The following is a 19995-nucleotide window of genomic DNA, read 5'->3' as shown; positions in this document are numbered from 1 at the left end:
TTACAGGTAACGCGGGCACGATGTCGGCATCCAGCGGCTTTCGACGTGGAGGTTCCGACGTGACGGAGACAGCGGAAGTACGGCGTGAGGCGGCGGTCGAGGCCGCCCTCGGCAAGCTCGACCTGGACGCCAAGGCACGGCTGCTGGCCGGCCGGGACATGTGGAGCCTGCCCGCGCTGCCGCAGGCCGGACTGGCCTCGCTGGTCATGTCCGACGGCCCGATCGGCGTCCGCGGGGTGCAGTGGAGCGCCGACGACCCCTCCGTCGCCCTGCCCTCACCGACCGCCCTCGCCGCCACCTGGGACCCCGGACTCGCGCACCGGGCAGGCGTGCTGCTGGCCCAGGAGGCCCGCCGCAAGGGCGTCCACGTCCTGCTCGCCCCCACGGTCAACCTGCACCGCTCCCCGCTCGGCGGCCGCCACTTCGAGGCCTACAGCGAGGACCCGTACCTCACGGGCCGGATCGGCACGGAATACGTCCGGGGCGTCCAGTCCGGCGGCGTCGGCACCACCGTCAAGCACTTCGTCGCCAACGACGCCGAGACCGACCGCCTCACGGTGAACAACCTGGTGAGCGAACGCGCCCTGCGCGAGCTGTACCTCGCCCCCTTCGAGGCGATCGTCGAGAACGCGCACCCCTGGGGCATCATGACCGCCTACAACACCGTCAACGGCACGACCATGACCGAGCACCACCACCTGGTCAACGAGGTCCTGCGCGGCGAGTGGGGCTTCGACGGGATCAACGTCTCCGACTGGACCGCCGCCCGCTCCACCACCGGCGCCCTCGCCGGCGGCCTGGACATCGCGATGCCCGGCCCGCGGACCGTCTACGGCGAGGCCCTCGCGCAGGCGGTCCGGGACGGCGAGGCGGACGAGGCCCAGGTCGACGAGGCCGTCCGCCGCGTCCTGCGCCTCGCCGCCCGGGTCGGCATCCTGGACGGCGCCGAACCGGTCGTCACCGAACCGCCCGCGCCCGTCGACGGCGAGGCGCTCGCCCGCGAGATCGCCCGCCGTTCCTTCGTCCTCGTCCGCAACGCGTCGGGCGCGCTGCCGCTGAAGCCCGGCAGCGTCGCGCTGATCGGCGCCGCCGCCCGCGACGCCCGTGTCCTCGGCGGCGGCTCCGCCACGGTCTTCCCCGCCCGGACCGTCTCCCCGCTCGACGGCCTCACCGCCGCCCTCCCCGACGGCAGCCTCACCTTTGCCCTCGGCGCCGACCCGAACACCGAACTCCCCGTCGCCGACCCGGGCTTCGAACTGCGCGCCGTCTGCCGCGACAGCGCGCACCAGGTCCTCGGCACCCGCTCGGCCGCCAGCGGCCACATCCAGTGGATGGGCAATGACCTGCCCGACGGCGTCACCCACGACACCCTGCACAGCGTCGAACTGACCGGCACCTTCACCCCGCGCGAGACCGGCACGCACACCTTCGGCTTCAAGGGCCTCGGGCCCTTCAGGCTGACCGTCGCGGGCACCACGTACTTCGACGACATCCAGCGCCCCGCCGAGGACGGCGACCCCTTCGCCGCCTTCTTCGGCGCCCCGGTGCCCCACGCCCGCGTCGAACTCACCGCGGGCGAACCGGTCGAGGTCTCCCTCACCTACACCGTCCCGCCGCCCGACGGGCACCCCATGCGGGTCATCGGCTTCACCCTCGCCCACCAGGACCCGCAGCGCGACCCCGACGAGCTGATCGCCGAGGCCGCCGCTGCCGCCCGCGCCGCCGAGACGGCCGTCGTCGTGGTCGCCACCACCGACCGCGTCGAGTCCGAGGGCTTCGACCGCACCGACCTGCGCCTGCCCGGCCGCCAGGACGACCTGGTCCGCGCCGTCGCCGCCGCCAACCCGAACACCGTCGTGGTCGTCAACTCCGGCTCCCCGGTGGAACTGCCGTGGCGCGACGACGTCGCCGCCGTGCTCCTGAGCTGGTTCCCCGGCCAGGAGGGCGGCGCGGCTCTCGCCGACGTCCTCACCGGCGCCCAGGAGCCCGGCGGCCGCCTGCCCACCACCTGGGGCTCCCTGACCGACGCCCCGGTCACCCAGGTCGTCCCGGAGGGCGGCGAACTCCCCTACGAGGAGGGCGTCTTCATCGGCTACCGCGCCTGGGAGCAGCAGGGCCGCACCCCCGCCTACCCGTTCGGCCACGGCCTCGGCTACACCGACTGGACCTACGAGTCGGTCGAGGTCGCCGGGAGCGCCGAGGGAACCACCGCGAAGGTCCGCCTCCGCAACACCGGCGACCGCCCCGGCCGCGAGGTCGTCCAGCTCTACCTCGCCCCGAGCGAGCCCGACCCCACCCGCCCGGCGCGCTGGCTGGCCGGCTTCGCGAGCGTCGAGGCCGCACCCGGTGAGACCGCCGAGGCGACCGTCGAACTGCCGCGCCGCGCCTTCGAGAGCTGGGACGAGACGAACGCCTCGTGGTCGTTTGTGAAGGGTTCGTACGAGATCCAGGTGGCGCGCTCGATCAGCGACCGTAGGATCACCGCGACGATTAACGTCTGATCCGGGACAAGTTCCCCACTGAGCAGCCCCGGTCCGGGACCTGACCCCTGGACCGGGGCTCGTGGGTTCTTTCGGAGCCCCTGATTCAGCGCGTGCCGAACCCGTACACCGTCTCCGAGCGGAACACCTCGCCCGGCCGCAGCACCGTCGTCGGGAAGTCCGGCCGGTTCGGGGAGTCGGGGAAGTGCTGGGTCTCCAGCGCGATGCCGTCGCCGGGCGCGAAGGGCTCGCCCAGGTGGTCGGCGGTGTACAGCTGGAGTCCTGGCTCGGTCGTCGCCACCGTCAGCACCCGCCCGGACGCCGGGTCGTGCAGCTCGGCGACCTCCACCGGGACGTCCGCCACGCCCTTGTCGAGCACGAAGTTGTGGTCGTAGCCGGAACCGACCTTGCGGGCCTCGCGGAAGTCGAAGCGCGTGCCGGTCACGTCCTCCGGGCCGCCGGTCGGGATCAGGTCCGCGTCGACCGGCGTGTACCGGGAGGCGGCCAGCCGCAGTTCGTGGCCGCCTGCGTCGCCGGAGCCGCCCAGGTTGAAGTAGCTGTGGTTCGTCAGGTTCACCACGGTCGGCGCGTCCGTCACGGCCTCGTAGGCGATCCGCAGCGCGCCGCTCTCCAGGAGCGTGTATGTCGCCGAGACCTCCAGCCGCCCCGGGAACCCCTCCTCGCCGTGCGGACTGATCCGGGTGAGCCGCACCCCGTGCTCGACCGGGGCCGCGTCCCACACCCGCTTGTCGAAGCCGTGCACCCCGCCGTGCAGCGAGTTCGGCGTGTTGTTCGGTTCCAGGGCGTACGTCCGACCGTCCAGAGGGAAACGGCCGCCGGCGATCCGGTTGGCGTACCGCCCGACCAAAGCCCCCAGGTAGGGCCCGGGGTGGGCGAGATAGCCCTCCAGATCAGGGAACCCCAGCACCACATCCCCGGCCCGGCCCGCCCGGTCCGGCACCTCGACGGACTGCACGATCCCGCCGTACGACAGCACCCGCACCCGTACGCCCGCCCGTTCCAGGGTCCAGCGGTGCACCGGCGTGCCGTCGGAAAGTGTGCCGAAGAGTTCGTTCATGTGCGGAACTCTAAGTCAGGGGGCCTTTCGCGGTGACGGTGCGGTACGCGATCTCCGCCAACCGGGCCTGTCCGTTCACGCTGGGGTGGAAGTAGTCCCAGCGGCTCAACTGAGCCGTGCCGAAGCGGTAGTCGTACACCGCGCCCCCGTCGTACCGGCACCGCTTGTCCTTGGCGCAGACCTCCTCGAGGACCTTGTTGTAGTCCTCCACCCGCTTCTGCACCGTGTCCCGCCGCAGGGTCGCCGCCGAGTCCAGGGCGTCCGCGTCGCCCAGCATCGACGGGCAGATGCCCAGCTGCCACACCTGCTTGCCCAACGGGCTGTTACGGCCCTGCGACCAGAGCCGCTTCAGGTTCGGCACGCTCGCCACGAACACCTGTGCCTTGGGCAGGGCTTCGCGCAGGGTGCGCAGCGCGTCCTCGAAGTCGCTGCGGAAACCGGAGACCGGGGTCATCGCCGCCGTAGAGGCCCGACAGGCGTCGTTCGCCCCGGCCATCACCGTCACGAGCTGCGGTTTCCGCCGCACCGCCTGGGTCATCTGCCCGGGCAGATCGGCCATCCGGGCCCCGGTCACGGCGTAGTTCCAGCTCCGCCCGGCGGCCTTGCCCCTCCCCAGCAGCCGGACGGCGAGCGAGTCCACCTCGGGGCTGGCGCCGGTCGCCCAGGACGCCTCCGGACAGTCCGACAGCACGTCACAGGCGTCAAAGCCGCGTGTGATGGAGTCACCCACGGCGGCGACGGAGTTCGGACTGCGATCCCACAGCGGGGTGGGCCTGGGCGACGGCTCGGCGCTGGCGGACGGGGCGGGGGAGTTGTCCCCCACGGCGTCACATCCCGTGACGCCCAGGGCAGTCGCCACGGCCACGGCGGCAACGATCCGTGAGCGGTGGCTTCGCTTCCGCATGCCTGATCCATCCCCTCGTCGCGCCATGACTGTCTCCCCACCCCATAACAACGCACGAGGGTTCCCGACCGATCAGGTGCAACGGCTCACACCCGTACAAGCGTCCCCCTGGGTGAATGACGAGCGATTCCCGGCACCGGGACCGACCGTACGTCACACTCCTCGCCCCACCGCACGGTAGCCTCGCCATCAACGTGACCCGCCCGGTCACAGCCGTTCCGCCCGTTCAAAGATGGTCCGCTCTGCCCGGAGGTTCCGGTGACGACACGTGGAGTTCTGTACATGCACTCCGCGCCGCGCGCGCTGTGCCCGCACGTCGAGTGGGCCATCGCCGGGGTGCTCGGCACACGCGTCAGCCTGGACTGGATCCGCCAGCCGGCCGCACCGGGCACCTGGCGCTCGGAGTTCTCCTGGCAGGGCCAGCCCGGCACGGCGTCGAAACTGGCGTCGGCCCTGCGGGGCTGGCAGCTGCTGCGCTTCGAGGTGACGGCCGAGCCCTGCCCCACCGCCGAGGGCGAGCGCTACAGCTGCACCCCCGACCTGGGCATCTTCCACGCCGTCACCGGCATCCACGGCGACATCCTCATTCCCGAGGACCGCCTCCGCGCGGCCCTCCAGCGCGCCCAGCGCGGCGAGACCGACCTGGAAGCCGAACTCAACAAACTCCTGGGCAAGCCCTGGGACGACGAGTTGGAACCCTTCCGCTACGCAGGCGAAGGCGCCCCGGTCCGCTGGCTCCACCAGGTGGTGTGAGTAGTTAGGGGCGCGGGGAACTGCGCGACCAGCCAAAGGCGACCCGCACCCGCCCCACAACGCGACACAAAACGGCGAATGGCCCGAACCCCCCACCCAGGGAGCTCGGGCCATTCAAACGCTCAGCGATCAAACCGTCCGGAACGCCAGCACCACATTGTGCCCACCGAACCCGAACGAGTCGTTCAACGCGGCGATACGCCCGTCCACCGGCAGCTTCCGAGCCTCACCCCGGACGACATCGGCATTCGCCTCCGCCTCCGGGTCCAGGTTCTCGACATTGATGGTCGGCGGAGCCACCCGGTGATACAGCGCGAGCACCGTGGCCACCGTCTCGACACCACCCGCACCACCGAGCAGATGCCCGGTCATCGACTTCGTCGCGGACACCGCGAAGTGGTCGGCGTCGTCGCCGAACACCTTCCGCAGCGCCTTCAACTCGGCGATGTCACCGGCCGGCGTCGACGTGGCGTGCGCGTTGACGTGCACGATCTCCGCCGGGTCCAGGTCGTTGCGCTCCAGCAGGTGCTGCAGGGCCTGCGAGATGCCGCGGCCCTCCGGCTCCGGCTGCACGATGTCGTGGCTGTCGGCCGAGATGCCCTGGCCGACCGCCTCGGCGTACACCCGCGCACCGCGCTTCGCGGCGTGCTCGGCGGACTCCAGGACGACGACACCGGCGCCCTCACCGAGGACGAAGCCGTCGCGGGCCACGTCGTAGGGACGCGACGCGCCCTGCGGGTCGTCGTTGTTCTTGGACATCGCCATCATGTTGCCGAACGCGGCGATCGGCAGCGGGTGGATCGCCGCCTCCGTGCCGCCCGCGACGACGACGTCGGCGCGGCCCGTGCGGATCATCTCGATGGCGTAGCCGATGGCCTCGGCGCCCGAGGCGCAGGCGGAGACCGGCGTGTGCACGCCCGCCCGGGCGCCCACGGCCAACCCCACGTTGGCCGAGGGGCTGTTGGGCATCAGCATGGGCACGGTGTGCGGGGAGACGCGGCGTACGCCCTTCTCCTTCAGCACGTCGTACTGGTCGAGCAGAGTCGTCACGCCGCCGATGCCGGAGGCGATGACCGCGCCGAGCCGGTCGGGGTCGACGTTCGGGTCCTCGTCGGCGCTCGCTTCGAAACCGGCGTCGGCCCACGCCTCCTTGGCCGCGATCAGCGCGAACTGCGCCGAGCGGTCCAGGCGGCGGGCCTGCGGCCGGGGAATGACCTCGGTCGGCTCCACGGCGACCGGGGCCGCGATACGGACGGCCTGCTCGGCGGCCCATTCCTGCTCCAGGGGCTTGACGCCGGAACGTCCGGCGATCAGGCCCTCCCAGGTAGAGGCTGCGTCGCCACCCAGCGGTGTGGTTGCGCCGATACCGGTGACGACCACGGTGCGATTGGTCGGGCTCACGGGAATTCTTTCTCCAACGGATACGAGGATTAAGCGGCGCCACCGCCGGGTGGCGGGGCAGTCGGCCCAGGACCTGGTCGGTCGATCAGCCCTGGTGCTTGAGGATGTAGTCGGTCGCGTCGCCGACGGTCTTGAGGTTCTTGACGTCCTCGTCCGGGATCTTGACGTCGAAGCGCTCTTCGGCGGCGACGACGACCTCGACCATGGACAGCGAGTCGACGTCCAGGTCGTCGGTGAAGGACTTGTCCAGCTGGACGTCCTCAACCGGGATGCCGGCGATCTCGTTCACGATCTCGGCGAGACCGGCGACGATCTCTTCCTGAGTGGCGGCCATGTTGGCGCTCCTTCGTAGATATCCAGAGGGTGTGGCAGGTGTTTCCTCCCGTGCCGGACGCTTGATCCGGCACGGAGTGCCTAGGGGAGGGTAACGACAGTCGCGGCGTAGACGAGACCCGCCCCGAAGCCGATGACGAGCGCGGTGTCGCCGCTCTTCGCCTCGCCGGTCGCCAGGAGCCGCTCCATCGCGAGCGGGATCGAGGCGGCCGAGGTGTTGCCGGTGGTGCGTACGTCACGGGCGACCGTGACGGACTCCGGCAGCTTGAGTGTCTTCACCATCGAGTCGATGATCCGCTCGTTGGCCTGGTGCGGAATGAAGACGTCCAGGTCCTCCGCGGAGATGCCGGCGGCGTCCAGCGCCTCCTTGGCGACCTTCGCCATCTCGAACACGGCCCAGCGGAACACCGCCTGGCCCTCCTGCGTGATGGCGGGGAACTTGGCGACCTCGCCGGAACGGTAGTCCGTCCACGGCACGGTCTGCTTGATCGTCTCGGACTTGTCGCCCTCGGAGCCCCAGACCGTGGGGCCGATGGCGGGCTCCTGGGCCGGGCCCACGACGACCGCGCCGGCGCCGTCGCCGAACAGGAAGGCCGTCGCGCGGTCCTCCAGGTCGGTCAGGTCGCTCAGCCGCTCCACGCCGATCACCAGCACGTACTCGGCGGAGCCCTCGACGATCATGCCCTTGGCGAGCGTGAGGCCGTAGCCGAAGCCCGCGCAGCCGGCCGAGATGTCGAAGGCGGCGGCCTTGTTCGTGCCGAGCTTGTCGGCGATCTCGGTGGCGACGGCCGGGGTCTGCTTGAAGTGCGAGACGGTCGAGACGATCACGCCGCCGATCTGCTCGGCGGTGATCCCGGCGTCGGCGATCGCCTTGCCGGAGGCCTCGACCGACATCGCGGCGACGGTCTCCTCGTCGTTCGCCCAGTGCCGGGTCTCGATACCGGAGCGCGAGCGGATCCACTCGTCGGACGAGTCGATCGTCTCGAGGATCACCTCGTTCGGCACGACCCGGGTCGGGCGGTACCCGCCGACGCCGAGGATGCGCGCGTACGGGGCGCCCTTGCTGGGCTTGATCTTCGCCATGCGGACGGCTCCTTGGGGGCGGCGGTCAGGCGTGCTCGGCGATGAGCTCGCGAGCCGCGTCGAGGTCGGCGGGGGACTTCAGGGCCAGCGTCTTCACACCGGGCAGAGCACGCTTGGCGAGACCGGTGAGGGTACCGCCGGGGCACACCTCGATCAGGGCCGTGACGCCGAGCTCCTTGAAGGTCTCCATGCACAGGTCCCAGCGGACCGGGTTGGCGACCTGACCGACCAGACGGTCCAGCACCTCGGTGCCGGCGGCGACGGACCGCCCGTCCTTGTTCGAGACATAGCCGACCTGCGGGTCGCCGGGCGTCAGGGCCTCGGCGGCCTTCGCCAGCGTGTCGACCGCGGGGGCCATGTGGTGGGTGTGGAACGCTCCGGCGACCTTCAGCGCGACGACCTTGCGCACGCCCTCGGGCTTGTCCGCCTCCAGCGCGGCGAGCTGCTCCTTCGTACCGGCCGCGACGATCTGGCCCGCGCCGTTGATGTTCGCCGGGGTCAGCCCCAGCTTCTCCAGGTGCGGAACCGTCACTGCCGGGTCACCGCCCAGCAGGGCCGCCATGCCGGTCTCCGTGACGGCGGCGGCCTCGGCCATGGCGAGCCCGCGAGTGCGGACGAGGCGTACGGCCTCCTCGTGCGGGAGCACACCGGCCAGCGAGGCCGCGGTGAACTCGCCGACGCTGTGCCCGGCGATGGCGCCGACCTTGCGCGGCAGCTCGGCCGGGTCGTCGAACAGCGTGTACGTGGACGCCAGTCCGGCCGCGACCAGCAGCGGCTGCGCCACCGCGGTGTCGCGGATCTCGTCCGCGTCTGCCTCGGTGCCGTAACGGATCAGGTCGAGGCCCGCGGCGTCGGACCATGCCTCGAGGGCACCGCGGACACCGGGGAGGTCGAGCCATGCGGACAGGAAGCCGGGCGTCTGGGCGCCCTGGCCGGGAGCGACGAGTACGAGCACTCTCACACTCTCTCTTGGGGACGGGCACGGCCGCCCGTGGGGACAGGGACGAAGAACACGAGGGGGTTTTGTCGGGCTCCGACAAAACCTTAGGGCTGGAGATCTCCATCGACCAGACGCCCCAGGATCAGAGCGATCCGCAGCGTGAAGGCAGAGCGTACATCGGAGGGTGACCAACCGGTGACGTCAGTCACACGTCGAAGCCGGTAGCGGACGGTGTTGGGATGGACGAACAGCATGCGGGCCGCGCCCTCGAGACTGCTCGCCTGTTCGAGATAGACACTGAGGGTCTCCAGGAGAGCGGCCCCGGCCTCCTCCAGTGGTCTGTAGATCTCCTCCACCAGTTGCTCACGGGCCGAGGGGTCACCGGCGATCGCGCGCTCCGGGAGCAGGTCGTCCGCCAGCACCGGGCGCGGGGCGTCCTGCCAGGCGGAACCCGCCTTCAGCCCCGCCGCGGCGGCCTGCGCGGACCGGGTCGCGGCCAGCAGGTCCGGCACCACCGGGCCCGCCACGACCGGGCCGGCCGCGTACGGGCCGATGAGCGACTTGGCGACGGCCAGCGGGTTGTCGCTGCCGCCCGCGATGACGACGAGGCGGTCCCCGAGCACTCCGGTCAGCACCTGGAGCTTGGCGTGCCGGGCGGCCCGCCGGATCGCCTCCACGGTCAGTTCGGAGTCGCCGTCGGGAGCGGTGCCGAGCACTACGCACACGTGTTCGGGCGAGTTCCAGCCGAGGGCGGCGGCGCGGGACACGGCGCCCTCGTCGGCCTCGCCGCTGAGCACGGCGTTCACGACCAGGGACTCCAGTCGGGCGTCCCAGGCACCGCGTGCCTCGGCGGCCTGCGCGTACACCTGGGCGGTGGCGAAGGCGATCTCCCGGGCGTACACGAGCAGCGCCTCGCGCAGCACGTTCTCGTCGCCGGGGGCCGCGACCTCGTCGATCGCGCTCTCCATGACCTCGATGGTGGTGCGCACCATCTCCACGGTCTGCCGCAGCGTGATCGCCCGGGTCAGCTCGCGCGGCGCGGTTCCGAACACGTCGGTGGAGATGGCCTGCGGGGCGTCCGGCTGCCGGAACCACTCGGTGAAGGCGGCGATACCCGCCTGCGCGACCAGACCGATCCAGGAACGGTTCTCCGGTGGCATGGCCCGGTACCAGGGCAGCGTCTCGTCCATCCGCGCGATGGCCTGCGCGGCGAGCGATCCGGACGACTCCACCAGCCGCTTCAGCGTCGCGGCATGCGGGTGGGCGTCGTGTGCAGGGGCTGCGTTCTTGCTGGTTTCGGGTTCGGGCACGGGGACAAGACTGCCTTATCCGGACGGGAAGGTGCGTCGCCGGGTCTACGGTGGACCGCGTGATGGACGTACGGCGCGCTCACGAGCGCTACCCCGGCGGGGAACCCGCCGTGGGGATCGAGACCTGGCACGCCTTTTCCTTCGGGCCCCACTACGACCCGGACAACCTCCGCTTCGGCGCGGTGATCGCCTGCAACGAGGAGCGGTTGGCCCCGGAGGCCGGCTTCGACGAGCATCCGCACAGCCACACCGAGATCGTCACCTGGGTCGTGGAGGGCGAGCTGACGCACCGGGACTCCACCGGGCACGAGTCGGTGGTGCGCCACGGGGACGTGCAGCGGCTCAGCTCGGCGGGTGGGGTACGTCACGTGGAGCGCAACGACGGCCCCGGCCCGCTGACCTTCGTGCAGATGTGGCTGGCCCCGCTCCGCCCCGGCGGCGACCCGTCCTACGAGGTCGTCCACGGCATCGCCGACTCGACGCCCTACGCCGTCCCGGAGGCCGGCGCGATGCTGCACGTGCGGCGCCTCGGGGCGGGGGAGCGGACGGCGGTGCCGGACGGGGCGCACGCGTACGTGCATGTCGTACGGGGTGACGTACGCCTCGACGGCGAGCAACTGGGCGCGGGCGACGCGGCCCGCATCACCGACGCCAAGTCCCTGGAGGCCGAGGGCGTGACCGACGCCGAGTTGCTGATCTGGGAAATGTCCTAGGCCCTAGAGCTCCGCGAGCACGGCGTCCGTGAACGCCGGCCAGGCCTCCACTGCCCACGGCCCGAACGCCCGGTCCGTCAGCGCCACGCACGCGGCACGCGCGTCGGGGTCGATCCACAGGAACGTACCGGACTGCCCGAAATGCCCGAACGTGCGCGGTGAGGACGAGGACCCCGTCCAGTGCGCCGACTTGGAGTCGCGGATCTCGAAGCCCAGCCCCCAGTCGTTGGGGTTCTGGTGGCCGTACCCCGGCAGAACGCCTTTCGTACCCGGGTAGTGCACGGTCATCGCCTCGGCGACCGTACGGGGATCCAGCAGCCGCGGTGCCTGCACCTCGGCCGCGAACCGCAGCAGATCCTCGACCGTGGACACCCCGTCCTTGGCCGGAGAGCCGTCCAGGGCCGTCGAGGTCATCCCCAGCGGCTCCAGCACGGCCTGCCGCAGATACTCCCCGAAGGGAATGTCGGTCGCCTTCGCGAGGTGGTCGCCCAACTGCTCGAAACCGGCGTTCGAGTACAGCCGCCGCTCCCCGGGCGGCGCCATGACCTTGTGCTCGTCGAAGGCGAGGCCCGAGGTGTGCGCGAGCAGATGCCGCACCGTCGAGCCGGCCGGACCGGCGGGCTCGTCGAGCTCGACCGCCCCCTCCTCGTACGCGACGAGCACCGCGTACGCGGCGAGCGGCTTGGTCACCGAGGCGAGCGGGAACCGCTGTCCGGCCGGTCCGTGGGTGCCGAGGACGGTGCCGTCCGCCCGGACGACACCCGCCGCGGCAGTGGGAACCGGCCAGTTCTCGATCAACGCGAGGCTCTTGAGCGACATGCGTTCGAGCCTATGCGCTCAGAGCGTCAGCTCCAGCAACGGGTCGGGCTTGGGCCGGAAGCCCAGGGAGACGTACAGCGGCTCGGCCTCCGGTGAGGCGGTGAGCTGGACGCGCCGGGCGCCGCGGGTGCGGAACCACTCCAGCAGGGTCTGCATGCACGCGCGTGCGTACCCGCGGCGCCGGGCGTCCGTGTCGGTGGCGACGCTGAAGACGAAACCCACCTTGCCCTGCGGGTCTCCCGACTTCCCGATGCGGTAGTCGATCGTCCCGGCCACCAGCGACGCCAGCGCCCCGGGCCGCTCCGGGTGGTCCACGACGAACGCCACGAAGTCCGCCTCCGGCTTGCCCAGTTCGGCCTTCAGCGTGGGGAGGGACTCCCCGTGCCAGCGGGTGGACGGGTCGCTCGTGAACATCGAGTCGATCATGATTTGGCGCAGCCGCAGGACTTCCTCGGCGTCCTCGGGCAGGGCACGACGTACTGAACTCATGACTCCGTACGCTAACCAGACGGATCAAGAAACGTCCTGCCCATTTCTTACCGTCCGCGCTTGCTTGGAGTGCACTCCAAGGTTCTAGCGTTGGGGCCATGACGGTGATGGAGACCACGGGGACCAGGACCGACACCTGCGCCGGCCCGCCGCAGCAGGACCGCCGCCCGGACGGCGAGGACAGGTACACGATCAGCGAGGTCGTCGCCTTCACCGGCCTGACCGCGCACACCCTGCGCTGGTACGAGCGCATCGGCCTGATGCCGCACATCGACCGGTCCCACACCGGCCAGCGCCGCTACACCAACCGCGACCTCGACTGGCTCGACCTCGTCGGCAAGCTTCGCCTGACGGGCATGCCGGTCGCCGACATGGTCAGGTACGCGGAACTGGTGCGCGAGGGCGACCACACCTACGGCGAGCGCTTCGACCTGCTCAAGACGACCCGCGAGGACGTCCTGGCCAGGATCGACGAACTCCGCGGCACGCTCGCCGTGCTCGACAGGAAGATCAGTTTCTACGCGGACGCCGGGCGTGCCCTGGCGTCGGAGAGGTCCCGATGACGGACGGCAGGATCACGACGGCGAAGCTGGGCGACGACGGCCCCGAGGTGGGCGTCCAGGGCCTCGGCTGCATGGGCATGAACTTCGGCTACGGCCCCTCGGACACGGACGCCTCCCGGGCCACCCTGGAACGGGCCCTCGAACTCGGCGTCACCCTCTACGACACGGCCGACGCCTACGGGGCCGGCGAGAACGAGCGGTTCCTGGCGCCGTTCTTCAAGGCCCACCGCGACGAACTCGTCATCGCGACCAAGTTCGCCCTGTCGATCCCCCCGGACGACCCGACGCGCCGCGTCATCCGCAACGACCCGCCCTATATCCGCGAGGCCGTCGAGGCGAGCCTGAAGCGCCTGGACGTCGATGTCATCGACCTCTACTACATGCACCGGCGCGATGTGAACGTGCCGATCGAGGAGAGCGTCGGCACCATGGCCGAACTGGTCCGCGAGGGCAAGGTCAAGCACCTCGGTCTGAGCGAGGTCACGGCCGGCGAACTCCACGCCGCCCACGCCGTCCACCCCATCGCCGCCGTGCAGTCGGAGTGGTCGCTCTTCAGCCGTGACATCGAGACGAACGTCGTCCCCGCGGCCCGCGACCTCGGTGTGACCCTCGTCGCGTACTCGCCGCTGGGCCGCGGCTTCCTCACCGGCTCCTTCGCGAGCGCCGAGGACCTGTCGTCGGGCGACTTCCGCCGCCAGCAGCCCCGCTTCACCGGCGACAACGCCACCGCCAACGGCGCCCTGCTGGACCCCATCCGCACGGTCGCCGAGGCCCACGGCGTATCGGCGGGCCAGATCGCCCTGGCTTGGGTCCACCAGCAGGCATCGGTCCACGACCTCCCGGTCATCCCGATCCCAGGCACCCGCAAGCCGTCCAGGGTGGAGGAAAACACGGCAGCGACCAGGATCGTCCTCACCGACGACGAACTGGCCCTCCTGGCCCCGATCGCGGCCAAGGTGGCAGGCAACAGGTACGCGGACATGGCGTTCACGTCGGCGGGCAGGGAGTAGAGGGGCCTGCTCTCAAGGGGCGCGGGGAACTGCGCGAACAACCACGTACAACCCGCGCCCGCCAACGCACCGAACGCGGCAGACGCTAAAGCTGCGCCAGCAACTCCGCCTTTTTGACCGAAAACTCCTCATCCGTCACCAACCCGGCCTGGTGCAACTCCCCAAGATGCCGAATCCGCTCGGCGATGTCCGCGGGGTCACGGCGGGGCCCACCCGCCGTGACGGCCGCCACCGGACTGGACGTCCGCACCGCCGCCAACACCGCCGCAGCGAACGGCAGTGACTCATGCACCGGCCCGTACCCCAGCCCGAACACCACCGCGGCCGGATCCTGATCGGCCTGCGCGGCAGCCGACCCCGTGTCCCGGCCCAGCAACCGCAGATGCCCCTCGAACACCTCGGGCGAGCGCCACTCCACCCCGTTCAGCTCCCCGACGGGAAAGTTCTGGTCCCCGGCCTTCCACTTCGCCGACGACGCCCCCGTCCAGAACCAGCGGAAGTTGACGGTCCGCCCGTCGAACGAGGCCTTCCCGTCGTACGCCTTGAACGACAACGGCCCCTTCGGCGGCTCCACGAGGAACCGATCCGCCGGCCCGGACTCCGTCAGCTGCCCCCGCAGTTCGTCGGCGTAGTACTCCGCGAGCACCTCGCGGTCGGCGGGCATCACCAGCCGGTAGGGATCGCCGCTCTCCTTCAGCTGCCCGGCGGCCGCCTCCATCAGAGGGTCCGCACCGGGCCGCGGCTCGACGCGCAGCACGACCGTGCCGCGTTTTCCGCGCGTCAGCGTCACCCCGGCGATCGCGTCCAGGGGGACACGGCGTTCCCCGAGCGCCTGAAAGAGCTTCGGTGTTCGAATCCCCCGTTCGTAGCGGATGAGCACGGAGTCGGACTCGAACTCCCAGGCGGCATGAAATCCGGCCAGTACGTCACCCATGCGGCTCATCGTATGCGGCACACGCTCCTCCGTCCCCCTACCGAGCAGACCGCAATTTCTTCGCCTCTACGCGCGTCAGGCGGCCGCCGTGCCGGACAAACCGGTCCGGCAGACGCCGTCTTCGTGCGCGCAGTGCACCGAGCGGTATGCGCCAACGCCGATCTCTGCGAAATTCATCAGACTTGCCGTGCCCGGCTCGAAGTAGCCGGCGTGCCCCTTCGCACCCTGCGCCGACAGCACCCGCGCACCGAACGCGGAGGACACCGGGTCGGCCCCGTGGCCGAGCCCGCCGACCTCCAGGTACGGCACGTCCTGGATCCAGTCGTCGGCGTCCCGCATGGCCCACACCCGGGCGCTGGTGTGCAGTTGGGCGGCCTTCTCGACGCGCATGCCGGGGCTGCCGGCCACCGCGATGTCGGACACCTTGGACGGCAGCGAACCCGCCGCGACCCCGCACACCACGGAGCCGTAGCTGTGGCAGAACAGCGAGACCGGCTTGTCGCCGGGCAGCGCCCGTACCAGTGCGTTCAGTCGTACGGAACCCTCCGCGGCGCGCATCGCCGTGGCCGAGTCGATGCCGAGTCCGCTGGGGGCCGTGTAGTCGGCCCAGGCGATCACGGCCGTACGGGTCGAGGGGTTCGCCTTCCGCTCGGCCGCGTGCAGGGACTCGGCCATGCCGACGGGCGCCGAGTACTTGCGCTGGGTGCGCTGGAAGGTGAGCAGGTCGGTGTCCACGCCGGGCACGACGACCGAGACCCGGTCCGCCCTGCGCAGATCGCCGAAGACCTCCGCCACCCGGCCCGAGCCCTCCGGGTCGAAGGCGAGGATGTGGCGGCCCGGTTCCATGAGGTCCTCGAAGCGGTGCATCCTCCGGCCGGCCTCTTGCTTCCCGACCGCGGTGAGGCGGCTGTCGTGCATGCGTTCCCGCTCGGCCTTGCGTGCCTGTTCGAGCGCGACGCGGTTGGCGCGATAGCGCAGCTCGACCGGGGCGCCGTTCATGTTGCCGACCGCGAGCGGATACTTGCGGACCAGGCTCGCGCGGTCCTGCGCGGTGAGGGAGGCGAAGAAGCGGGCCAGCTTCTTCGGCTGGGCCTCGGGGTCCGGCAGCTCGTGCCCGCCGATCCGGCCGTGCTCCCAGGCGGAGAGCGAGGCCTGGAGCGGCGTGTCGCCCCGCTGGTTGCGCAGGGCCGTCCAGCCGGTGGTCGCCAGCATCACGAACACGACGGCCAGAGCGAGCAGTGCGCGCCAGACGTTCAATTGCGGGGAGGTGTCGAAGGAAGTCACTGAAAGGACACACTAGGAGAACGAGAGGGTCTCGCGTTAACCAAGTGACCGGGATCACGTTTCGGTGTGTGTGTTAAGGGGACTGTTCTGTACGCCAGTTCCCGGCCAGTGCCGGACCCACCTGATCCAGGTATGTCGTGGTGAGTTGGCGCATTCCCGCGAGGCTGAGTTCGTCCCCCGCGGACCACAGTCGCTCGGTGACGCGAATCACCCCGCCGAACAGGGCCACGATGATCCTCGGCCGCGGATCCGCGTCCACGTCCAGCCCCTCGCGTTCGGCGATGATGCGCGCGAGCTGCTCCTCCAGTTCCGCCGACCGCCGCAGATGGGCGGCGAACAGCGCGGGCGTCGACTCGATCACCCGGTAGACGCGCAGATGGAGGTCGATCGGCACGATCTCCTCGACGGCCTCGCTGATGGTGTCCCAGCTCTCCAGCACGGCCCGGCGCAGCGCCTCCAGCGGGGCCTCGTCCGGCGGGCGCACCTGGAGGGCCTGGACGACGAGGTCCTCCGCGAGCCGCGGCACGAAGAACGCCGTCTCCTCCTTGCCGGCGAAGTAACGGAAGAAGGTGCGCTGCGAGACGTCGACGGCGGCGGCGATGTCGTCGACGGTGGTCTCGTCGTACCCGCGCGTGGCGAACAGTTCGAGGGCGGCGCGCAGCAGCGCGTCCCGGGTGCGCTGCTTCTTGCGTTCACGCAGGTTCAAGCGGCTCTCTCTCCTCCGAGTCTCCTCCGGCTCCCCTCCGGACCGTTTTCGCAGTTCAGGCTATCTGAGGGTGTCCTGTCAGTTACCGACTTGTGAATTGGTTTGTCAATTGTCAGCGGCTGTCATTAGCCTCGACGCATGACTAGTCAGACCACCATCGACACGACGGGGTCGGGGGGCAAGGCGCCGGCGGCGCCGTCGGACGCGACGCCGGGCAAGGGGCTGCGGGGACACCCCTGGCTCACCCTCATCACCGTCGCTGTGGGGGTCATGATGGTGGCCCTCGACGGCACCATCGTGGCCATAGCCAACCCGGCCATACAGAAGGACCTCGGCGCCACCTTCGCCGAGGTCCAGTGGATCACCAACGGATACTTCCTCGCCCTCGCGGTCTCCCTGATCACCGCGGGCAAGCTCGGTGACCGCTTCGGCCACCGGCAGACCTTCCTCATCGGCGTCGTCGGCTTCGCCGCCGCCTCGGGCGCCATCGGCCTGTCCGACAGCATCGCGTTCGTCGTCGTCTTCCGCGTCCTTCAGGGCCTGTTCGGCGCGCTGCTGATGCCGGCCGCGCTCGGCCTGCTGCGGGCCAGCTTCCCGGCCGAGAAGCTGAACATGGCGATCGGCATCTGGGGCATGGTCATCGGCGCGTCCACCGCGGGCGGCCCGGTCCTCGGCGGTGTGCTCGTCGAGCACGTCAACTGGCAGTCGGTGTTCTTCATCAACGTGCCGGTCGGTGTCCTCGCCGTCGTCCTCGGCGTGCTGATCCTGCCCGACCACCGCGCCGAGAACGCCCCGCGCTCCTTCGACCTCCTGGGCATCGCCCTGCTGTCGACGGCCGTGTTCTGCCTGGTGTGGGCGCTCATCAAGGCCCCGCCGTCCGAGTGGGGCTGGGGCGACGTCAAGACGCTGTCGTTCCTCGGTGCCTCCGTGCTGTGCTTCGCGCTCTTCGCCTTCTGGGAGACGAAGGTGAAGGAGCCGCTGATCCCGCTCGCGCTGTTCCGTTCCGTGGCGCTGTCCGCGGGTGTCGTGCTGATGATCCTGATGGCCATCGCCTTCATGGGCGGCCTGTTCTTCGTGACGTTCTACCTCCAGAACGTGCACGGCATGGGCCCGATCGACGCGGGTCTGCATCTGCTGCCGCTCACCGGCATGATGATCGTCGGCTCGCCGCTCGCCGGCGCGATGATCACCAAGTTCGGTCCCCGCGTCCCGCTCGCCGGCGGTATGGCGTTCACCGCGATCGCCATGTACGGGATGTCGACCCTGGAGACGGACACCGGCAGCGGCGTCATGTCGCTCTGGTTCGCCCTGCTGGGCTTCGGCCTCGCGCCGGTCATGGTCGGCGCCACGGAGGTCATCGTCGGCAACGCGCCGATGGAGCTCTCGGGTGTGGCGGGCGGTCTTCAGCAGGCCGCCATGCAGATCGGCGGCAGCCTCGGTACGGCCGTGCTGGGTGCGGTGATGGCCTCCAAGGTCAACAGCGACCTCGCGGACAACTGGACGAAGGCGGGGCTTCCGCCGCTGACGCCGGAGCAGGAGCACCAGGCCTCCGAGGCCGTCCAGGTCGGTGTCCCGCCGCTGGCGCCGGGTACGCCGGACGCGATCGCCGCGAAGATCACGGGCGTCGCCCACGACACCTTCATCTCCGGCATGAGCGCGGCGTCCCTCGTGGCCGCCGGGGTCGCCGTGGTCGCGGTGCTGGTGGCGTTCCTCACCAAGCGCGGTGAGAACGCGGAGGCCGGCGCGGGCGCCGCGCACATCTGACGGTCTCTCGGGGGGTTCTTCTCCGATTTCGCCCATCAGGGTGGAGAAACCCCTTGATCTCTCCCCTCCGGTACGCGCCGCAGGTCACAGTGGGTCAAGTCCTCCGCAGGGCACGGGGGACGGTCGCTGCGGCGCGCTGCCGGAGGGGGGCAGCGCGCGGCAGCGCGATTGAAATCCGTACCGTGGGTACTCGCCACGACGTACTCGAACCAACCCCAACCCACCCAAGGTTTCCGGGAGTTGATGATGGCGAGCTTCGGACACGGTACGCGCAGGCACCCCCGCTCACGTGGTCGGACGTGGTCACGGACCGGGCCGGATCGCGCGACGCTCGGCATCATCGGAGTCATCTGCGCGGTCGCCGGTTTCTTCGTGCTGGGGATCATCCTCGGCCCCGCGGCGATCGTCTGCGGCTGGCTCGCCATGGGCCGCACCTGGTCGGGTTCCCGCCCGGCCACGGCCGTGGTCGCCCTGGTCCTGGGTGCCATCGACACCCTCCTGGCCATCATCTGGCTGGCCGGAACGGCGACTCCGGGCAACGGCCTGCTGTTCTGACCCGGGGAAGCGACCGGGCATCGAAAAGGGCCTCCGGCACCGCGCCGGCGGCCCTTTCGGGTCTCACTCCACCGGTGTCCCCTTGAGCGCCGCCAACTCCCCGCGCAGCGCCCGCACCTCCTCCGTCAGCTCCCGTATCGCCTCCGTCTGCCGGCGTTCCTCCACGTCGTCCTTCTCGAACCGCGCTATGAACCACGCCGCGATGTTCGCCGTCACCACACCCAGCAGCGCGATCCCGGAGAGCATCAGTCCCACCGCCAGCATCCGCCCCATGCCCGTGGTCGGCGCGTGGTCCCCGTACCCGACGGTCGTCATCGTCGTGAAGGACCACCACACCGCGTCACCCAGCGTTCTGATGTTCCCGTCCGGCGAGTCCCGCTCCACGGACAGCACCGCCAGCGACCCGAACATCAGCAACCCGACCACGGCACCGCCGACATACGTGGTGAGCCGTATCTGCGAGGCCATCCGGGCCCGCTGCCCGACCAGCAGCAGCGTCGACACCAGCCGCAGCAGCCGCAGCGGCTGGATCACCGGCAGCAACACCGCGCCCAGGTCGAGCCAGTGCGTCCGTACGAACCTCAGCCGCTGCTCCGCGAGCGCCAGCCGGATCAGGTAGTCGAGCGCGAACGCCCCCCACACCACCCACTCCACCGCGGTGCACACCTCCACCACGTCCCGGCTCGCGTCCGGCCGGACGATCGGCACGGCGTAGGCGACGGCGAAGGCCAGGGCCAGGCCGAAGAGGGGCCGCTGGGTGTGCTGTTCCCAACGGAGTTGGGCCGACTGCTGCTGCATGGCCGCATCGTAGAAAACGTGAAGGGGTGGTGCGCCCACGGTGTACCCGTGACGCGCACCACCCCCTGACGGTGTTCA

20 protein-coding genes are annotated in these 19995 nt (G+C 70.7%); 7 read left to right on the top strand and 13 right to left on the bottom strand.

What is annotated here, in order from left to right; all coding sequences use genetic code 11:
* Positions 1-20: 20 nt before the first annotated feature.
* Positions 21-2501, top strand: a complete 2481-nt coding sequence (locus ACFT4A_RS16820) for a glycoside hydrolase family 3 protein (protein ID WP_382830641.1) — start codon at positions 21-23, stop codon at positions 2499-2501.
* 85 nt (positions 2502-2586) lie between these two features.
* On the opposite strand, the gene ACFT4A_RS16815 is transcribed toward ACFT4A_RS16820, so the two are convergent.
* Both ACFT4A_RS16815 and ACFT4A_RS16810 read right to left on the bottom strand, forming a co-directional pair.
* Positions 2587-3558, bottom strand: coding sequence for an aldose epimerase family protein (locus tag ACFT4A_RS16815; RefSeq protein ID WP_382830639.1), 972 nt, complete (start codon positions 3556-3558; stop codon positions 2587-2589).
* Between the two features lie 10 nt (positions 3559-3568).
* A complete protein-coding gene (locus tag ACFT4A_RS16810) occupies positions 3569-4462 on the bottom strand; it encodes an SGNH/GDSL hydrolase family protein (protein WP_382830636.1) in 894 nt (297 codons plus the stop codon).
* 258 nt (positions 4463-4720) lie between these two features.
* On the opposite strand from ACFT4A_RS16810, the gene ACFT4A_RS16805 reads away from it, so the two are divergent.
* On the top strand, positions 4721-5215 hold the full coding sequence (locus ACFT4A_RS16805) for a DUF3145 domain-containing protein (protein ID WP_382830633.1): 495 nt from the start codon (positions 4721-4723) through the stop codon (positions 5213-5215).
* 129 nt (positions 5216-5344) lie between these two features.
* Here ACFT4A_RS16805 and fabF read toward each other — a convergent pair whose 3' ends face one another.
* The 5 genes from fabF to fasR all read right to left on the bottom strand — a co-directional run bounded on the left by fabF (position 5345) and on the right by fasR (position 10282).
* Positions 5345-6616, bottom strand: a complete 1272-nt coding sequence (fabF, locus tag ACFT4A_RS16800) for a beta-ketoacyl-ACP synthase II (RefSeq protein ID WP_382830630.1) — start codon at positions 6614-6616, stop codon at positions 5345-5347.
* Positions 6617-6701: 85 nt separating this feature from the next.
* Positions 6702-6950: an acyl carrier protein gene (locus ACFT4A_RS16795; protein ID WP_003989952.1), complete on the bottom strand. Its 249-nt coding sequence runs from the start codon at positions 6948-6950 to the stop codon at positions 6702-6704.
* A gap of 80 nt (positions 6951-7030) precedes the next feature.
* Complete coding sequence (locus tag ACFT4A_RS16790; RefSeq protein WP_382830627.1) at positions 7031-8032, bottom strand: ketoacyl-ACP synthase III; 1002 nt, start codon at positions 8030-8032, stop codon at positions 7031-7033.
* A 25-nt stretch (positions 8033-8057) separates the two neighbouring features.
* Entirely contained in the window at positions 8058-8987 is a 930-nt protein-coding gene (locus ACFT4A_RS16785; RefSeq protein WP_382830624.1) for an ACP S-malonyltransferase, read from the bottom strand.
* An 89-nt stretch (positions 8988-9076) separates the two neighbouring features.
* The gene (fasR, locus tag ACFT4A_RS16780) at positions 9077-10282 is read right to left on the bottom strand and encodes a fatty acid biosynthesis transcriptional regulator FasR (protein ID WP_382830621.1); all 1206 of its coding nucleotides are present in this window, start codon (positions 10280-10282) and stop codon (positions 9077-9079) included.
* A gap of 59 nt (positions 10283-10341) precedes the next feature.
* Between fasR and ACFT4A_RS16775 the strand changes: the two genes are divergently transcribed.
* Positions 10342-10995, top strand: a complete 654-nt coding sequence (locus ACFT4A_RS16775; protein WP_382830618.1) for a pirin family protein — start codon at positions 10342-10344, stop codon at positions 10993-10995.
* Positions 10996-10998: 3 nt separating this feature from the next.
* Here ACFT4A_RS16775 and ACFT4A_RS16770 read toward each other — a convergent pair whose 3' ends face one another.
* Complete coding sequence (locus ACFT4A_RS16770; RefSeq protein WP_382830616.1) at positions 10999-11814, bottom strand: serine hydrolase domain-containing protein; 816 nt, start codon at positions 11812-11814, stop codon at positions 10999-11001.
* Positions 11815-11832: 18 nt separating this feature from the next.
* Complete coding sequence (locus ACFT4A_RS16765) at positions 11833-12303, bottom strand: GNAT family N-acetyltransferase (protein ID WP_382830613.1); 471 nt, start codon at positions 12301-12303, stop codon at positions 11833-11835.
* A 98-nt stretch (positions 12304-12401) separates the two neighbouring features.
* Between ACFT4A_RS16765 and ACFT4A_RS16760 the strand changes: the two genes are divergently transcribed.
* Both ACFT4A_RS16760 and ACFT4A_RS16755 read left to right on the top strand, forming a co-directional pair.
* Complete coding sequence (locus ACFT4A_RS16760; protein ID WP_382830610.1) at positions 12402-12866, top strand: MerR family transcriptional regulator; 465 nt, start codon at positions 12402-12404, stop codon at positions 12864-12866.
* Complete coding sequence (locus ACFT4A_RS16755; RefSeq protein ID WP_382830607.1) at positions 12863-13876, top strand: aldo/keto reductase; 1014 nt, start codon at positions 12863-12865, stop codon at positions 13874-13876. Before ACFT4A_RS16760 ends, ACFT4A_RS16755 begins: the two co-directional genes overlap by 4 nt.
* An 85-nt stretch (positions 13877-13961) precedes the next feature.
* On the opposite strand, the gene ACFT4A_RS16750 is transcribed toward ACFT4A_RS16755, so the two are convergent.
* The 3 genes from ACFT4A_RS16750 to ACFT4A_RS16740 all read right to left on the bottom strand — a co-directional run bounded on the left by ACFT4A_RS16750 (position 13962) and on the right by ACFT4A_RS16740 (position 16800).
* Positions 13962-14819, bottom strand: coding sequence for a DUF4429 domain-containing protein (locus ACFT4A_RS16750; protein WP_382830746.1), 858 nt, complete (start codon positions 14817-14819; stop codon positions 13962-13964).
* A 66-nt stretch (positions 14820-14885) separates the two neighbouring features.
* Positions 14886-16094, bottom strand: a complete 1209-nt coding sequence (locus tag ACFT4A_RS16745; protein WP_382830604.1) for an alpha/beta hydrolase — start codon at positions 16092-16094, stop codon at positions 14886-14888.
* 73 nt (positions 16095-16167) lie between these two features.
* Complete coding sequence (locus ACFT4A_RS16740) at positions 16168-16800, bottom strand: TetR family transcriptional regulator (RefSeq protein ID WP_382830601.1); 633 nt, start codon at positions 16798-16800, stop codon at positions 16168-16170.
* 138 nt (positions 16801-16938) lie between these two features.
* Here ACFT4A_RS16740 and ACFT4A_RS16735 point away from each other — a divergent pair, with 138 nt between their 5' ends.
* Both ACFT4A_RS16735 and ACFT4A_RS16730 read left to right on the top strand, forming a co-directional pair.
* Positions 16939-18564, top strand: coding sequence for an MFS transporter (locus tag ACFT4A_RS16735; RefSeq protein WP_382830598.1), 1626 nt, complete (start codon positions 16939-16941; stop codon positions 18562-18564).
* Between the two features lie 243 nt (positions 18565-18807).
* Complete coding sequence (locus ACFT4A_RS16730) at positions 18808-19119, top strand: small hydrophobic protein (protein WP_382830596.1); 312 nt, start codon at positions 18808-18810, stop codon at positions 19117-19119.
* A gap of 63 nt (positions 19120-19182) precedes the next feature.
* Here the strand turns inward: ACFT4A_RS16730 and ACFT4A_RS16725 are convergent, their stop codons facing one another.
* Positions 19183-19917, bottom strand: coding sequence for a potassium channel family protein (locus ACFT4A_RS16725; protein WP_382830593.1), 735 nt, complete (start codon positions 19915-19917; stop codon positions 19183-19185).
* Positions 19918-19995 lie beyond the last annotated feature (78 nt).

The organism is Streptomyces sp. NPDC057099 (assembly GCF_042671245.1).
GTDB classification, from domain to species: domain Bacteria; phylum Actinomycetota; class Actinomycetes; order Streptomycetales; family Streptomycetaceae; genus Streptomyces; species Streptomyces purpurascens.
Note: the sequence above shows the minus strand (reverse complement) of the source record. Positions and strands in the feature narration are given on the sequence as shown.

Coding starts and splice junctions, on each gene's coding strand:
- ACFT4A_RS16820 (WP_382830641.1), top strand. CDS start 21: ATGTCGGCATCCAGCGGCTTTCGACGTGGAGGTTCCGACGTGACGGAG.
- ACFT4A_RS16815 (WP_382830639.1), bottom strand. CDS start 3,558: ATGAACGAACTCTTCGGCACACTTTCCGACGGCACGCCGGTGCACCGC.
- ACFT4A_RS16810 (WP_382830636.1), bottom strand. CDS start 4,462: ATGCGGAAGCGAAGCCACCGCTCACGGATCGTTGCCGCCGTGGCCGTG.
- ACFT4A_RS16795 (WP_003989952.1), bottom strand. CDS start 6,950: ATGGCCGCCACTCAGGAAGAGATCGTCGCCGGTCTCGCCGAGATCGTG.
- ACFT4A_RS16790 (WP_382830627.1), bottom strand. CDS start 8,032: ATGGCGAAGATCAAGCCCAGCAAGGGCGCCCCGTACGCGCGCATCCTC.
- ACFT4A_RS16770 (WP_382830616.1), bottom strand. CDS start 11,814: ATGTCGCTCAAGAGCCTCGCGTTGATCGAGAACTGGCCGGTTCCCACT.
- ACFT4A_RS16765 (WP_382830613.1), bottom strand. CDS start 12,303: ATGAGTTCAGTACGTCGTGCCCTGCCCGAGGACGCCGAGGAAGTCCTG.
- ACFT4A_RS16760 (WP_382830610.1), top strand. CDS start 12,402: ATGACGGTGATGGAGACCACGGGGACCAGGACCGACACCTGCGCCGGC.
- ACFT4A_RS16755 (WP_382830607.1), top strand. CDS start 12,863: ATGACGGACGGCAGGATCACGACGGCGAAGCTGGGCGACGACGGCCCC.
- ACFT4A_RS16750 (WP_382830746.1), bottom strand. CDS start 14,819: ATGAGCCGCATGGGTGACGTACTGGCCGGATTTCATGCCGCCTGGGAG.
- ACFT4A_RS16735 (WP_382830598.1), top strand. CDS start 16,939: ATGACTAGTCAGACCACCATCGACACGACGGGGTCGGGGGGCAAGGCG.
- ACFT4A_RS16730 (WP_382830596.1), top strand. CDS start 18,808: ATGATGGCGAGCTTCGGACACGGTACGCGCAGGCACCCCCGCTCACGT.
- ACFT4A_RS16725 (WP_382830593.1), bottom strand. CDS start 19,917: ATGCAGCAGCAGTCGGCCCAACTCCGTTGGGAACAGCACACCCAGCGG.